Source organism: Mucilaginibacter rubeus (assembly GCF_003286415.2).
GTDB lineage: Bacteria > Bacteroidota > Bacteroidia > Sphingobacteriales > Sphingobacteriaceae > Mucilaginibacter > Mucilaginibacter rubeus_A.
In genome coordinates, this window is the sequence record NZ_CP043450.1 from 2,730,831 (window position 1) to 2,744,933 (window position 14,103).

The following is a 14,103-nucleotide window of genomic DNA, read 5'->3' on the forward strand; positions in this document are numbered from 1 at the left end:
CGGCCCATAAGCCGGGACTTTTTGCTTTAACAGGGGTTTATGAAAATAGAAAAACCAAAAGTTGCAATTCAGGGAATCAGGGCTTCTTTTCACGAAGAAGCCGCAATAAGATACTTTGGCGAAAACATCGAAACCATTGAATGCAATTCTTTTAAGCAAACATTTGAAAGCTTAAAAAAACGCGAAGCCGATTATGTGGTAATGGCTATCGAAAATAGCATTGCCGGTAGTATCCTGCCAAACTACACCCTGCTGCTTGATTACGGCTTTCCGGTTGTAGGTGAAATTTACCTGCCTATCCAATTGCACCTGATGGCTTTACCCGGGGTAAAATTTGAGGATATTAAATATGTAACCTCCCACCCCATTGCATTACGCCAGTGTGTTGATTTCTTTGATGAATATCCGCACCTGAAAATTGTGGAAAGCAGTGATACTGCAGCCTGTGCAAAACGTATCAGGGACGAGCAATTAACAGATACCGTAGCCGTTGCCAATGCCTTGGCGGCCCAGCTTTATGGTTTGGATGTACTGGAGCGCCGTATCGAATCAAACAAAAGGAACTTTACCCGTTTCCTGATCATGACTCAGCATGATAATGTTGAGAAAAAGCCTGCCAACAAAGCATCATTATGCTTCCAGGTAAGCAACAAGGTTGGCGCATTGGCCAAAGTGCTCAATATTTTTGCCGAAGAAGGTGTAAATATGAGCAAAATTCAGTCGATGCCGATTTTAGGTAAACGCAACGAGTATAATTTCTATGTGGATATTGAATGGGATGAGCAAAAACAATATGATACTTCGATAAGGCAGATCCTGAAGTATACCCATAATTTCAATATCCTTGGCGAGTACGAAAGACATGATGATGAACCATCGTCTACCCCAAAGCCGCACCGCGCCGAACGCAGCATTCGTAAGTATATCAACATCAGACGCAATGCATAAGCTAATGGCGCATCAAACAGAAACCGAAAAAACTAACATAATTTAAATTATCAACTAACAATCCCGGCTATCACCGGACAAACAAAAAACAAGATGAAACTAAATTTAAACATACAGCCGCTTAGCACCTGGATTAAAACAGGTAAGGAACCTCTGGTAATTTCAGGCCCTTGCAGCGCTGAAACCGAAGAGCAATTAGTAGCCACAGCACATTTATTAGCACAAACAGGTAAAATCTCAGCGTTGCGTGCAGGTATCTGGAAACCACGTACCCGCCCGGGTGAGTTTGAAGGTATTGGCAGCATTGGTTTGGAGTGGTTAAAACGCGCCAAAGAAGAAACCGGCTTGCCAACCGCAGTTGAGGTTGCTACCGCTAAACACGTTGAAGAAGCCCTTGCAGCAGGTGTTGATATCCTTTGGGTAGGCGCACGTTCAACTGCTAACCCTTTCACCGTTCAGGAAATTGCTGACGCATTAAAAGGTGTTGACGTACCGGTAATGGTTAAAAACCCTGTAAATCCTGATCTTTCATTATGGGTTGGTGCTTTAGAGCGTATCAATAATGCAGGTATCACTAAACTGGCTGCTATTCACCGCGGTTTCTCATCTTACGAAAAATCAGCTTTCCGTAACGAGCCAATGTGGGATGTTGCTATCAGCTTAAAAACATTAGCACCTGAGTTACCAATCATCAATGATCCAAGCCACATCACCGGTAACCGGGATTTGATTGGTTACGTTTCACAAAAAGCGTTAGACCTTGATATGCAAGGCTTAATGATCGAATCACATATTGATCCGAGTGTAGCATGGACTGATGCTAAACAACAAGTTACCCCTGCCGCTCTTGCTGATATCATTGATCATTTAACTTTACGCAAACCAGAAGTTAAAAATGCAGAAGTAAGCGACAAACTGGCCGAACTACGTAACCAGATTGACAAAATCGACGACTTGGTTATCCAGAAAATTGCTGAGCGTATGCAGATTGCCGAGAAAATCGGTCAGTACAAAAAAGATAACAACATCACCATTTTACAAGTTGGCCGTTGGGACGAGATCCTTCAAAAACGTACTACTTATGGTAAAGCTTTAAAACTGAGCGCCGAGTTCACTGAAAAATTGCTTGAACTGGTTCACAACGAATCTATCCGCAGGCAAACAGATGTTATGAACGCTGACGCTGCTCAAGGCCAAGCCGCAGAAAAACTTACACACGCTTAATTTTATAATGATGCAAAACATCATTCTTAAAAGAAACAACAAGATCGTTAATGGTACGGTTAACCTCACCGGTTCAAAAAGTGAGTGTAACCGTGCCCTGATCATCGAAGCACTTAGCGAAGGCAAGGTAAAGGTTGAGAATATCTCAGACGCTGCCGACGCTGTTTTGTTAGCAGGTATTTTGAGGGGGAATCAAGAGGCTGTGCCAGCAGATTCTTCAGCAAATAATTCCGAAATCGAAAATTGCAAATCCGAAATCGTAGATATCGGTCCTGCCGGTACTGCAATGCGCTTCCTGACAGCTTACTATGCCATTCAGGAAGATGAGGTGATCTTAACCGGTAGCAAACGCATGAAGGAACGCCCAATAGGTATATTGGTCGATGCTTTAAGAGTGCTGGGCGCTAATATTGATTACGAAGAAAATGACGGCTATCCTCCCATCAAACTAAAAGGTGGCTTTAAACAGCAAACCGGCAAAATCAATATTAAAGGCAATATCAGCAGCCAGTATATTACTGCCTTGCTACTTATTGCTACACGCTTGCCTTTAGGTTTGGAGCTACACATTGAAGGAGAGTTAACATCTCGCCCTTACGTTGAAATGACTTTAGCCATGCTTGAAACTTCTGGTATCAAGCACACATGGGAAGGCAATGTTATTGCAATTTCAAATCAGGAATTTAAAACGACATCATTGTACGTTGAACCTGATTGGAGCGCGGCTTCATACTGGTATGCTATCGCAGCCCTTGCCGACGAGGCCGAACTGTTTTTAACAGGCCTCACACCCTACAGCTTGCAGGGTGATAGCGTGATCACAGAGCTCATGGCCAACTTTGGTATTACTTCGCAATTTAAGGATGGCGGTGTTCACTTGAAAAAAGAGAACAAACCGATTTCCCGCCGCGAATTCGACCTGAAGGAATGTCCGGATTTGGCACAAACTGTAATCGTTGTTTGCGCCGCTTTAAGTCACGAAGCTTCGTTCACCGGCTTGGAAACTTTAAAAATCAAGGAAACCGACCGCATCCTGGCCCTGCAAACAGAGCTGGCTAAAATGGGTGTTAAACTGATTGAGAAAGACGAGGTTTATACACTTGATTGCAGCGGAAAGTTTATTCCGGAGAATATCTTTATTAACACATATCACGACCACCGCATGGCTATGGCCTTTGCGCCGCTCGCCCTCGTCCTCCCGCAAATGGAGTTTGAGAACGGACCGGTTGTTGACAAATCATATCCGGCTTTCTGGAACGATCTGGAAAAGCAAGGATTTGAAGTGGAAGAAGTTGTGGCGAAAGGATAAAGGCGAAGGCTGAAAGATAACACAAACAACACCAAACCACGTCATTGCGAGGTACGAAGCAATCCCTATTGGCAGGTACGCCCTGTATAGTTTGCGATTGCTTCGTACCTCGCAATGACGATTATAAACACTAACATCTCATATCTAATACTATGGCAGGCAATTCATTTGGGCAATTATTCAGGATAACCACTTTTGGCGAATCACATGGCGAAGCCATCGGCGTAATTATTGACGGATGCCCGGCCGGTCTGGAAGTTGATCTTGATTATATTCAAGGCGAGTTGGATAAACGCAAGCCTGGTCAGTCAAAGATCACTACCCAACGCAAAGAGAGCGATACGGTAAAAATCCTTTCAGGCACATTTGAAGGTAAAACTACCGGCACCCCTATTGCTATGCTGATCCCCAATGAAGATCAGCGATCAAAAGACTACAGCCATAACGTGGATGTTTTTCGCCCGTCACACGCCGACTATACTTATCAAACCAAATACGGTATCCGTGATCACCGTGGAGGTGGTCGTTCATCGGCTCGTGAAACTGCTGCACGTGTTGCCGCTGGTGCATTGGCAAAGCTGTTGCTTAAAACCCAGGGTATCGAAATTGTTGCTCACGTAAGCAGCGTAGGAAAGATCAACGCTCCTAACGTATTTATCAGTGATCCCCTTGAGTTTATTGAAGAACGTGAAAAAAACATTGTACGCTGCGCCGATCCGGCGACAGCCGAAGAAATGATCGAATTTATTGATAGCGTACGTAAAGACGGCGATACCGTTGGCGGTAAGATCAGCTGTTATGTAAAGAACTGTCCTGTTGGCCTTGGAGAACCGGTATTTGACAAGCTGCATGCCGAATTAGGAAAGGCAATGTTAAGTATCAATGCTGTTCATGGCTTTGAATTTGGTTCAGGCTTTGAAGGCAGCGAAATGCGAGGATCTGAACATAACGACATTTTTGTAAAATCGCATTTAGGTGATATTCAAACTATCACCAACTTTTCGGGTGGTATCCAGGGCGGTATCAGCAATGGTATGCCTATTGAATTTAGGGTTGCCTTTAAACCGGTAGCTACTATCATGAAAAATCAGGCTACAATTGATAGCGAGGGCAACGCTGCAGAAATATCAGGCAAAGGCCGTCATGATCCTTGCGTGGTACCGCGCGCTGTGCCTATTGTAGAAGCCATGGCAGCCCTTGTACTGGCCGACCATTGGCTTAGGAATAGAAACGCGCGCTTGATTTAATGATGTGCAAATATGCAGATGTGCAGATTAAGTATTAATTCGCACATCTGTATTCATTTCATAATTTGCACATTTGCATATCCGCACATTTGCACATCATCCACATGCTAACCTCAATTATCCAATTATACAAACAAGCCTATAGCGGACTTTCAAAAAACAGCTGGTACCTGAGCATCGTAATGCTTATTAACCGTAGTGGTACCATGGTTGTGCCCTTCATGACCATTTATACCATCAGGCAGTTGCATTTTACTATTGAGCAATCGGGTTATATTATGGCCATTTTCGGAGTTGGTGCTGTTTCCGGCGGCTTTATAGGTGGTAAGCTAATCAATAAAATAGGTTTTTATGATTTACAGGTGGGCGCATTGCTTACCGGCGGATTGCTGTTTTTGATCCTGGGTTATCAAACCAATTTCATCAGCATGGCTATCTTCACGTTGGTGTTGAGTATCTGTAATGAATCATTCAGACCGGCAAACTCAACGGCCATTGCTCATTACAGTACCGAGGAAAACAAAACACGCTCCTACTCACTCAACCGCCTGGCTACAAACCTGGGCTGGGCTTTTGGTGGTGGCTTGGGGGGATTGCTGGCTTCAATAAATTATCATTTACTTTTCTGGGTAGATGGCTGTACCAATATTGCCGCGGGCATATTATTGCTTACGCTGATGCCACGCTCCAAAGTGGCCAAAACCATTAAAGAGGCCGTTGCCGGTTTTGATGAAATCGTTTCATCGGCTTATAAAGACGGCGTTTACTTGTTGTTCATCTTGCTTGCTACATTGTTTGCAACCTGCTTTTTCCAGTTCTTTATCATGCAACCTGTGTTTTATAAAATACAATGGCATTTCAACGAGCGCTTTATAGGTTTCTTATTGGCACTGAATGGAATATTAATCGTGTTGATTGAAATGATATTGATCAATTGGCTTGAGGGTAAACGCCATCCGTTAAGTTATATCATTTCAGGTATTTTAATTACTGGTAGTAGTTTCGTGCTGCTTAATTTGATGCCGCATGTACCATTGGTAGCAATACTAATTGTGAGTATGGTGACGTTAGGAGAAATGCTTTCCATGCCTTTTATGAATACCTTTTGGATAGCTCGTTCCAATGTTCGTAATCGCGGCGAATATGCTGCGTTGTACAGTATGTCATGGGCCGGCGCACAAATCATAGCGCCGTTTTTAGGCAGCCAGGTTATCGCCTATGGAGGATTTGAAATGCTCTGGTGGTTACTGGGCGGCGTTTGCCTGCTTGTTGCTTGCGGATATCTGCTCATGAAACGTTCAATACAGTTCAACAAAGAAGTACCTGTTTTACCTTAAATTACAGCGATGAAAAAAGCCATCATATTAGATCTTGATAATACCATATACCCGGTTAGTTCTATAGCTGATCATTTGTTTAATGAGCTGTTCAATTTTCTTGATCAGCATATCGCAGGCGAGGGTATTGAACATGTCAATAATGCCAAGGAGGATTTAAAAAGGATCCCATATCAAAAAGTGGCCGACAAATACCAGTTTAGTGATCTCGTTAAAAGCAAAGGGCTCGAGTTATTAAGTAACATCGAATATAACCGGCCAATGCAACCATTTGATGACTATAAACATATCCGTGAAGCTAAGATCACCAGGTTTTTGGTTACTACCGGCTTTACCAAACTGCAATGGAGCAAGGTAAAAATGCTGAATATTGAAGCTGATTTTGAAGCCATTCACATTGTAGACCCCGAGCTTTCGTCTTTAACCAAGAAAGACATTTTCGCGTCGATATTGGAGAAATACAATTACAAACCCGAAGATGTACTCATTATTGGCGACGATCCCGAATCGGAAATAAAAGCAGCAGGCGAATTGAATATCGATACTTTCTTATATGATCCTGAAAATAAACATCCAAACGCCCGGGTAACCCATCGCTCACAAAACCTGAAAGATGCGGCTGCTATTATTGTTTAAGCACCTTCACCGTAACCAAAAGCTGCCCAAGATGCCGCATGGTATGTTCGGCAGAATGCGTATACAAACCAATAACCGTTGATGGTAACTGTGCCCGTCCTACCCCTCTCCAGTCGGTTAAAGTATTGACGTCGGTCGCTTTAAGCTGAGTTATAGCGCTATCTACCTGAGCGTTAAAAGCGTTTACCAAATCCGTTACGCTGATTATGTTCTCGCCTGGTTTTCCTTCAGCTGCCAGGTAGGCCAATTGACTTTCGCTTAGCATCTCGCCTTTTGCATAGGTAAAAAGCCGGTTAAGCACCCCGGTAAGGTGCTGCAAATGAAAGCCCGGAGATGCCATTCCGGCAACCTTTTCCCACAAGAGCACTTCGGGAAATCCATCCATCAATTCATTCAATTCTTCCCTGGCCTGTAAAAGGGCATGCGCCACAGGCTGAAGTAACGCCGGTACATGAACTAATGGCCCACGGAGCCAAACCTCTGGTAATTTTGTTGCTGACATCAGTTTTTATTAAGCATTGATTTTACTTGTTCATGATTCAACGTTTGCGGCAGGCCATATATGGTTTTTACCCGCTCATGTGTATTATCAGTCCAAAGCCAGCTTGTCCACACCATAAACCAGGCCCATTCGGGTTGTGCTGCCAGAATTTCGGGTTTTGGCAGTTCGCCGGTTTCTGTCAACGCTATGATCTTACCATTGGCAACCTTTAGTAAATCGTTGTAATCCCGTTGTTCATAATCAAAATGGTAAATATCGGCACCCAAGATATCTACATAATCGGCACCCGGGTAAAAGTCTTTATAGTCATATGCCTCATCTAATGGCAGATCGCGCAAACCATTAGGCCCCCATACCCAAATCAGGTTGTTCAAATGATGATAATTAGTATAACGGTCGTACATCATTTTCCAAAGTTTGATAATACCGTCATTCCCTTTTTTGTTTCCCCACCAAAACCACACGCCATTCATTTCATGATATGGGCGCCACAAAACCGGTACATGGGCATCTCTAAGTTGTTTTAAATATCCGGCTACTACGTCAATCTGGGCCAGCCATTTTTTATTGAGTTCGGTATTAGGTGTAATTAATTCCTTCCATTGCGCATCGGTCATTTTTCCCTGGATGCTTTGCTTCCAATCATACGGCGGATTATCCAATGGCCGGCCCTGATGCCACATGAGCGTTACCAGATAACCGTCCTGCCATTTTTGTTTAGCTTCATTAACGAGGTCCTGCCCCAGGTCTTTATCTCCCCAAAGCATGAAATCTGAACCCCACACAGCGGGATACTGTCCGGTAATTGCTTTGGCACTGTCTGAAAAAACGTCACGGTCGCTGTTGTAATTCTGCTGTCCCGACAAAATATGTTTGCCTTTTACACTATAAAGGAAGCTTAGTAATTTTTTTACTTCAGATGATGCTTCTTTATTTACTGGTTTAAAACTTTGTGCTAAAGCCATGAAAGGCAACGATATGATTAAGGCAAGCGAAAAGAGTTTTTTCATTTTAATTAAACAGTTTATAGGTGTTAGTGGTTGTAAGGGGCTTTGTTCAAAAATAAATAAAAAGCACAGCCGTTTATGGTATGGCTATTGCTATTCATAAGCAATATTTAACTATCTTTCGTTTATATGATACCTATTTCCCTTAGGAAACACTTTATCCCGATTATACTTTCCACGTGTTTGGTTTTGCCCGTTGTACTACAAAGCTGTAAAAAAAAGCACGAGATGATTGCTGAAGATATGTTCAGGATTACTCAAAATGAAATCTTCAAAAAGGCCGATACCGAAGAATACATTCCCGTTTTTAAAAGGGTATTTGCCAAATACAGGTCTAAAACAGCCAACCCACTGGTCATCCAATCATTTTTTAAAAAGAACGAGTACCAGCCCATTTTAGTTATCAATCACTTAAATAACGGCGATCTTGATGCTTTGCCTGAATACCTGGAAAAGATCAATGAGCATGGCCTTGACCCAACGGTATATCCTTCAGGAGAGATCAAAGCGCTTGTTGCCAAACTCAAAGATAAAACTGCAATCAAAACAATTGATGAAGCCTACGAAACGGTTGCTAAGCTGGAAATTTTATCCGCCGGAGCACTTGTAAAATATTCCAATGCGCTGCAATATGGAGTGATTAACCCTAAAAAGATCTATTCGAGGTATTTTATGGCTACCCGCAGGCCCGATAGTACAACCATGCTTGCAACTTTAGAAAGAGCCGATTATAAAGCATTTCTGGATAGTATCCAGCCTAAAAACCCGCAATATTTAGCCCTGCAAAAAGCTTACAGAGATAGTGCTACTATTGAAGGACTATCAAAAGAGGAATGCAAACGTTATTTACTGGTTAGTCTTGAACGTTTACGCTGGAGGAACAAGCCTTATGAACCCAAATACGTCATCGTCAACATCCCCGATTTCAGGCTTGACGTGATGGAAGATGGCAAATCAGTTTTAAATATGAAGGTTTGCGTTGGACAGGGACGCAATATGAAAAACCAGAATACCCTTGAGCATTTTGACGATACAGCAAGAGCGGATAAACCTTTCCCCCGTGAAACGCCTATTTTAAACAGCGTAATCCATAGTGTTGAAGTAAACCCGGTTTGGAACATTCCGCGCAGTATTGCCACAAAAGAGATCATTGTTGAAGCAGCTGAAGACCGCTTCTATCTTTCCAACAAAAACATTGATGTATTTAAAGATGGCAGAAAGATAGCTGACCCGGAAACCATTGACTGGACACAAGTTACACCTGATAATCTTGGGTATGAGTTTAAACAACGCCCGGGTGAAGATAATTCACTGGGAAAAATAAAATTCCTGTTTAAAAACCGAAGCAGCGTTTATCTGCATGACACGCCTAATAAAGAAGCATTCAGGCATACTATGCGGGCTGTAAGTCATGGCTGTGTACGTCTGGGTGATCCGCTTGGTCTTGCAACAAACCTGTTTGGAGAAGGGGCCGACCTTGATACCATTTCAAAAGATATGATTGAGGATAAACCAGAACCAACCAATATTGGTTTGCCGAAGAAAATGCCTATCTATATCACCTACGTAACCTGCTGGGCTGATGAAAATGGAGCCATACAATACAGGCCAGACGTTTACGGCTTAGATATCGTGCTTTACGCGCACCTGCAGAACTTTTTGGCTAAGTAATAAAAAGAGCCCGGCTAACTTTCGGTTAGCCGGGCCTCATGATTTGGTTTATAGTTGGGGTTGGATTTAAAACTTAGCAAAATTGAATGAAGTATCAGCGCTCGCCATTAAATTAAGCGGACCTTCCTCATCCAGATATTTCGAATAATACGATTCGTCGTTTCCGTTAATAAATATAACAGTTTTTCCGGCAATTGTATTAATTACTTTGTTAATTACTTTCGGAGATACTGCCGGGCAACCAAAGCTCCGGCCTAAATATCCCTGCTTATTAATGGCAGCCGGACCAACATAATTGGCACCGTGTATAACAATACTACGCATACGGGCATTACTGTTAAAGCCTTCATCCATACCATCAAGATATAACGAGCGGCCGTGTTTTCCGTTGTAAACCTTATCGGTTACATAAAACCCGAGGCTACTTTCATGCGAGTCATTAGCATCCGAAAAATGACTTGCCATTTCTTCGCCGCTGCCCGATCCATGAGCAACCCAGGTATTAAGTATCAATTGTTTGCTTAACAGGTTAACGATCCACATGCGCTTTTCCCGGCTCGATTTGGAGAAATCAACTACAGTAAGCACATCGCTGCTTTGAGGCACCATGTGCGAAAGCTTCAAATTAGTATAACCTGTTACCGCTTTTTCAAATACGTTGAAAGCTAAGCCTGTTTCCCCGAGATGGGCAGATTCATATAAATTATTGACGTATTGCTCAAATAGTTCTTTTGTTGTAAATGCCGCACTCTTTTTCCCAACACTCACTGATCTGTTTGCACCATCCGATTTCCAGCTTAAGATTGTTGCTGAAAGAAAAAAAATCGCCATAGTGACCCACAAAAAATGTTTCCTCATACGCTTGCCTGAGTTTAATTTAATTTTAAATAATTAGGGTATAGTAACAGGTTCTGGACGGTGTATTAACCTGTTATTAACAGGCCAACACAAAAATATACTTTAAAACCTAAAATCCAAATCAGCAAACAATAATTTTTTACTTAAATGAAAATAAGTTTAAAACTAAGCAATATTTTCGGCTGTTATACGGGGCGAAAAAAGGAAAGGTTATGGGTTAATTTTACTTAACCCATTTAATTTTATTTTCAAGCGGTACGGTACGTTTTCCTTCAGGATATTGATCGGCATAACCAAGGTATAGTACGCCCAGTACGTTATCTTCTTCTCTTAAATTCAGGAACTCTTTAAAAGCAGGTTTCAGGATAGCCCCACCTGTGCTCCAGAATGACGCCATGTTTAAGGCAGTAGCACCTAACAGGATATTTTGAATAGCACTTGATACTGCTGCAACTTCTTCAAACGGTGGTATCTTTGGCAAATCACCACGTTGCATTACTGATATGATAACATGAGATACTTTATTACCAAGCGTTTTTAGGTTGTTATAAGTAGCTTCGTTAAAATCTTCGGAGGATACGCTACTTTTGTAAACCTCTGCATGTTCCGCACAAAATTGCTCAGGATTTTCATAAACGATAAAACGCCATGGTTCGGTAAAGCCGTGAGTTGGCGCCCAATCGGCAAGTTCAAGTAATGCCGCAATATGTCCGTTTGGTGCTTTATGACCATTCATCATGGCTGGTTTTACGGTACGGCGGGCTTTAATATTTTCGGCGACGGTTAAAAAAGTGTTGTCCATAGTTAGATAAAAAAACAGTTGGTGAAATTAATGATTTATAAATCACCAATCTCACCAACTCGTAATTATAATTTATTAATAAATGGCTGGGTATTTTGACGGATTAGCCTCATTCATCATGGCATAAACGATTTCAATTACGTCATCAACAGATGGTTTGCTGAAATAGTCGCCATCTGAGCCATACGGAGGTCTGTGCTCTTTAGCAGTTAGCGTTTTAGGCTGGGCATCCAACGAATAATATCCGCTTTGGTTCTCCAATATCTTCTGCAAAATGTAGGCTGAGCCGGCTCCAGGCAGGTCTTCATCAACAACTAATAGCTTGCTGGTTTTCTTTAAGGAATCACCACAAACATTCTCTGTATCAAATGGATATAAAGTTTGAGGATCTATTACTTCAATATTAATTCCCATAGCAGCAAGTTCATCAGAGGCTTCCTGAACAATACGTAGGGTTGAACCATATGATACAACCGTAATATCATTACCCTCACGTAAAACCTCGGCCTTACCAAGTGGAACAGTAAATTCACCCACGTTTGCAGGCAATTTTTCTTTTAGGCGATAGCCATTCAGACATTCAATTACCAATGCCGGCTCATCTCCTCTCAGCAACGTATTGTACATACCTGCAGCCTGGGTCATATTACGGGGTACGCAAATATGAAAACCACGCATCGAGCCCAAAATAACACTCATGGGCGAACCTGAATGCCAGATTCCTTCCAATCTATGACCTCGGGTACGAATAATTAGCGGAGCTTTTTGCCCACCCATAGTACGGTAACTTAAGCTGGCAATATCATCGCTGATAATTGTTATAGCGTATATTAAGTAATCAAGGTATTGGATTTCGGCAATTGGCCTTAAACCACGCATGGCCAGGCCCATGCCCTGCCCTATGATACTTGTTTCGCGAATTCCGGTATCGCTGATGCGAATCTCACCATATTTGGCCTGCAAACCGGCAAAACCCTGGTTTACATCGCCTATGGCACCAAGATCTTCACCAAAAGCAACTATACTTTTATCGCGGGCAAAGTTAGCATCAAAGGCTGCGTTTAGCACCTCTCTACCGTCCATAACCTTTGCATCATCACTGTAGATAGCTGGCACAACAGGCACATACAGAGGTGATTCTGGAGTTCCGGTAAATAGTTTTGAATTATAGCGCTCGGCATTTTTAACACCTTCCACTTTCAACCAATCCGACAGTGCTTTGCGTTCGGCATTATCGTCATGAACCGTTAATCGCAATGCTTTACGAATGGCTGTAAATATCTCACGTCGTCCAGCATCAATGCTGGAACGTAGACCTGCTGATAATGCCGAGATCGTTTCTTTTTGTGCAGGTAATGATTCGGCGAAGGCATCTATTAAACCTATAGCTTCTTCTATTTCAGCTTTTATTACAACAGCCAGTTCATTAGCAGCCTCACGCTGACATTCGCGGACATATCTTTTTGCTTCGGCTTCAAGCTCTTCCAGTTCTATCTCGGTAGTAATAGCCGATGCAATCATCCATTCGCGCATTTTTAACAGGCAATCGTGCTCGTCTTCCCAGGCAAGACGCTCCTTACTTTTATAGCGTTCATGCGAGCCTGAGGTTGAATGGCCTTGTGGCTGGGTCATTTCAGTTACGTGGATCAGCACTGGCACATGTTCTTCACGGCAAATATTGATAGCCCGTTCGTAAGTTTCACAAAGGGCGATATAATCCCAGCCGCGAACTTTAAATATTTCGTAACCGTTGCTTCCGTTTTCACGCTGAAAGCCTTTTAATACTTCAGAAATATCTTCTTTAGTTGTTTGCAGGCTGGCGGGAACCGAAATAGCATAAGCATCGTCCCAAATTGAAATAGCCATAGGTACCTGCAGCACACCTGCGGCGTTGAAAGTCTCAAAAAATGAGCCTTCAGATGTTGCACCATTACCCACGCTGCCAAAAGCTACTTCATTACCGTTAACCGAAAACTGCTTCAGGTAATCCAGTTCTTTATTTTGGCGATATAATTTTGACGCGTATGCTAAACCTAATAAACGGGGAATCTGACCAGCTGTTGTTGAAATATCCGACGAGCTGTTCATCGTTTCAACCTGGTTAACCCAACTGCCATCGGTATTTACAAAACGGGTAGCGTAATGACAATTCATTTGCCTGCCGCCAGATGCAGGATCTTTTTCAATATCAGGATTAGCATATAACTGAGCAAAAAACTCTTTCATATTGCTCATGCCGGTAGCAAACATAAAAGTTTGGTCGCGATAGTAGCCCGCGCGCCAGTCGCCGGCGCGGAAAGCCTTGGCCATAGCCAGTTGTGCAACCTCTTTGCCGTCGCCAAAAATACCGAACTTTGCCTTGCCCGTAAGTACTTCCCTGCGGCCTATCAAACTGGCCTGACGACTCTCATAACCAATACGATAATCATCAATAACAATCTTCTTGAAATCATCAAAACTTAGCTCGGCAGTATTAAATTTACTGGTAGCGCGTGTTGTAGTTTCAGGCATATAAAATTTTGTTTAGACGGTAAAAGTATAAAATTCTATTCTGTATTAGGC

At 42.6% G+C, this 14,103-nt stretch carries 12 protein-coding genes; 7 read left to right on the forward strand and 5 right to left on the reverse strand.

Annotated elements, in window-relative coordinates; all coding sequences use genetic code 11:
• The first annotated feature begins 39 nt into the window (after positions 1-39).
• The 6 genes from DEO27_RS11095 (at position 40) to DEO27_RS11120 (ending at position 6,701) form a co-directional block, all read left to right on the forward strand.
• Positions 40-948: a prephenate dehydratase gene (locus tag DEO27_RS11095; protein ID WP_112566386.1), complete on the forward strand. Its 909-nt coding sequence runs from the start codon at positions 40-42 to the stop codon at positions 946-948.
• Between the two features lie 93 nt (positions 949-1,041).
• Entirely contained in the window at positions 1,042-2,172 is a 1,131-nt protein-coding gene (locus tag DEO27_RS11100) for a chorismate mutase (protein WP_112566383.1), read from the forward strand.
• A gap of 7 nt (positions 2,173-2,179) precedes the next feature.
• Positions 2,180-3,481 (forward strand): 3-phosphoshikimate 1-carboxyvinyltransferase, encoded by a 1,302-nt coding sequence (aroA, locus tag DEO27_RS11105; protein ID WP_112566380.1) that lies wholly within the window; start codon positions 2,180-2,182, stop codon positions 3,479-3,481.
• Positions 3,482-3,633: 152 nt separating this feature from the next.
• Entirely contained in the window at positions 3,634-4,728 is a 1,095-nt protein-coding gene (gene aroC, locus DEO27_RS11110) for a chorismate synthase (protein ID WP_112566377.1), read from the forward strand.
• A 104-nt stretch (positions 4,729-4,832) separates the two neighbouring features.
• Positions 4,833-6,065 carry an MFS transporter gene (locus DEO27_RS11115; RefSeq protein WP_112566374.1) on the forward strand — a complete coding sequence of 411 codons (1,233 nt, stop codon included), beginning with the start codon at positions 4,833-4,835 and terminating at the stop codon, positions 6,063-6,065.
• Positions 6,066-6,074: 9 nt separating this feature from the next.
• On the forward strand, positions 6,075-6,701 hold the full coding sequence (locus DEO27_RS11120) for an HAD family hydrolase (RefSeq protein WP_112566371.1): 627 nt from the start codon (positions 6,075-6,077) through the stop codon (positions 6,699-6,701).
• Here DEO27_RS11120 and DEO27_RS11125 read toward each other — a convergent pair.
• Positions 6,691-7,203, reverse strand: a complete 513-nt coding sequence (locus DEO27_RS11125) for a DinB family protein (protein ID WP_112566368.1) — start codon at positions 7,201-7,203, stop codon at positions 6,691-6,693. The two genes, DEO27_RS11120 and DEO27_RS11125, sit on opposite strands and share 11 nt — an antisense overlap.
• The gene (locus DEO27_RS11130) at positions 7,203-8,213 is read right to left on the reverse strand and encodes a glycosyl hydrolase (protein WP_112566365.1); all 1,011 of its coding nucleotides are present in this window, start codon (positions 8,211-8,213) and stop codon (positions 7,203-7,205) included. The genes DEO27_RS11125 and DEO27_RS11130 overlap by 1 nt, the downstream gene beginning before the upstream one ends.
• 225 nt (positions 8,214-8,438) lie before the next feature.
• Between DEO27_RS11130 and DEO27_RS11135 the strand changes: the two genes are divergently transcribed.
• Positions 8,439-9,881 carry a L,D-transpeptidase family protein gene (locus DEO27_RS11135; RefSeq protein WP_223818214.1) on the forward strand — a complete coding sequence of 481 codons (1,443 nt, stop codon included), beginning with the start codon at positions 8,439-8,441 and terminating at the stop codon, positions 9,879-9,881.
• Positions 9,882-9,947: 66 nt separating this feature from the next.
• Here DEO27_RS11135 and DEO27_RS11140 read toward each other — a convergent pair whose 3' ends face one another.
• From DEO27_RS11140 to DEO27_RS11150, 3 genes are all read right to left on the reverse strand, one after another.
• Positions 9,948-10,712 carry a murein L,D-transpeptidase catalytic domain family protein gene (locus DEO27_RS11140; protein ID WP_223818215.1) on the reverse strand — a complete coding sequence of 255 codons (765 nt, stop codon included), beginning with the start codon at positions 10,710-10,712 and terminating at the stop codon, positions 9,948-9,950.
• 250 nt (positions 10,713-10,962) lie between these two features.
• The gene (locus tag DEO27_RS11145; RefSeq protein WP_112566356.1) at positions 10,963-11,541 is read right to left on the reverse strand and encodes a nitroreductase; all 579 of its coding nucleotides are present in this window, start codon (positions 11,539-11,541) and stop codon (positions 10,963-10,965) included.
• 75 nt (positions 11,542-11,616) lie between these two features.
• Positions 11,617-14,052 (reverse strand): thiamine pyrophosphate-dependent enzyme, encoded by a 2,436-nt coding sequence (locus DEO27_RS11150; protein WP_112566352.1) that lies wholly within the window; start codon positions 14,050-14,052, stop codon positions 11,617-11,619.
• Positions 14,053-14,103: the final 51 nt, after the last annotated feature.

Coding starts and splice junctions, on each gene's coding strand:
- DEO27_RS11095 (WP_112566386.1), top strand. CDS start 40: ATGAAAATAGAAAAACCAAAAGTTGCAATTCAGGGAATCAGGGCTTCT.
- DEO27_RS11145 (WP_112566356.1), bottom strand. CDS start 11,541: ATGGACAACACTTTTTTAACCGTCGCCGAAAATATTAAAGCCCGCCGT.
- DEO27_RS11140 (WP_223818215.1), bottom strand. CDS start 10,712: ATGGCGATTTTTTTTCTTTCAGCAACAATCTTAAGCTGGAAATCGGAT.
- DEO27_RS11125 (WP_112566368.1), bottom strand. CDS start 7,203: ATGTCAGCAACAAAATTACCAGAGGTTTGGCTCCGTGGGCCATTAGTT.
- DEO27_RS11150 (WP_112566352.1), bottom strand. CDS start 14,052: ATGCCTGAAACTACAACACGCGCTACCAGTAAATTTAATACTGCCGAG.
- DEO27_RS11120 (WP_112566371.1), top strand. CDS start 6,075: ATGAAAAAAGCCATCATATTAGATCTTGATAATACCATATACCCGGTT.
- aroC (WP_112566377.1), top strand. CDS start 3,634: ATGGCAGGCAATTCATTTGGGCAATTATTCAGGATAACCACTTTTGGC.
- DEO27_RS11135 (WP_223818214.1), top strand. CDS start 8,439: ATGATTGCTGAAGATATGTTCAGGATTACTCAAAATGAAATCTTCAAA.
- aroA (WP_112566380.1), top strand. CDS start 2,180: ATGATGCAAAACATCATTCTTAAAAGAAACAACAAGATCGTTAATGGT.
- DEO27_RS11130 (WP_112566365.1), bottom strand. CDS start 8,213: ATGAAAAAACTCTTTTCGCTTGCCTTAATCATATCGTTGCCTTTCATG.
- DEO27_RS11115 (WP_112566374.1), top strand. CDS start 4,833: ATGCTAACCTCAATTATCCAATTATACAAACAAGCCTATAGCGGACTT.
- DEO27_RS11100 (WP_112566383.1), top strand. CDS start 1,042: ATGAAACTAAATTTAAACATACAGCCGCTTAGCACCTGGATTAAAACA.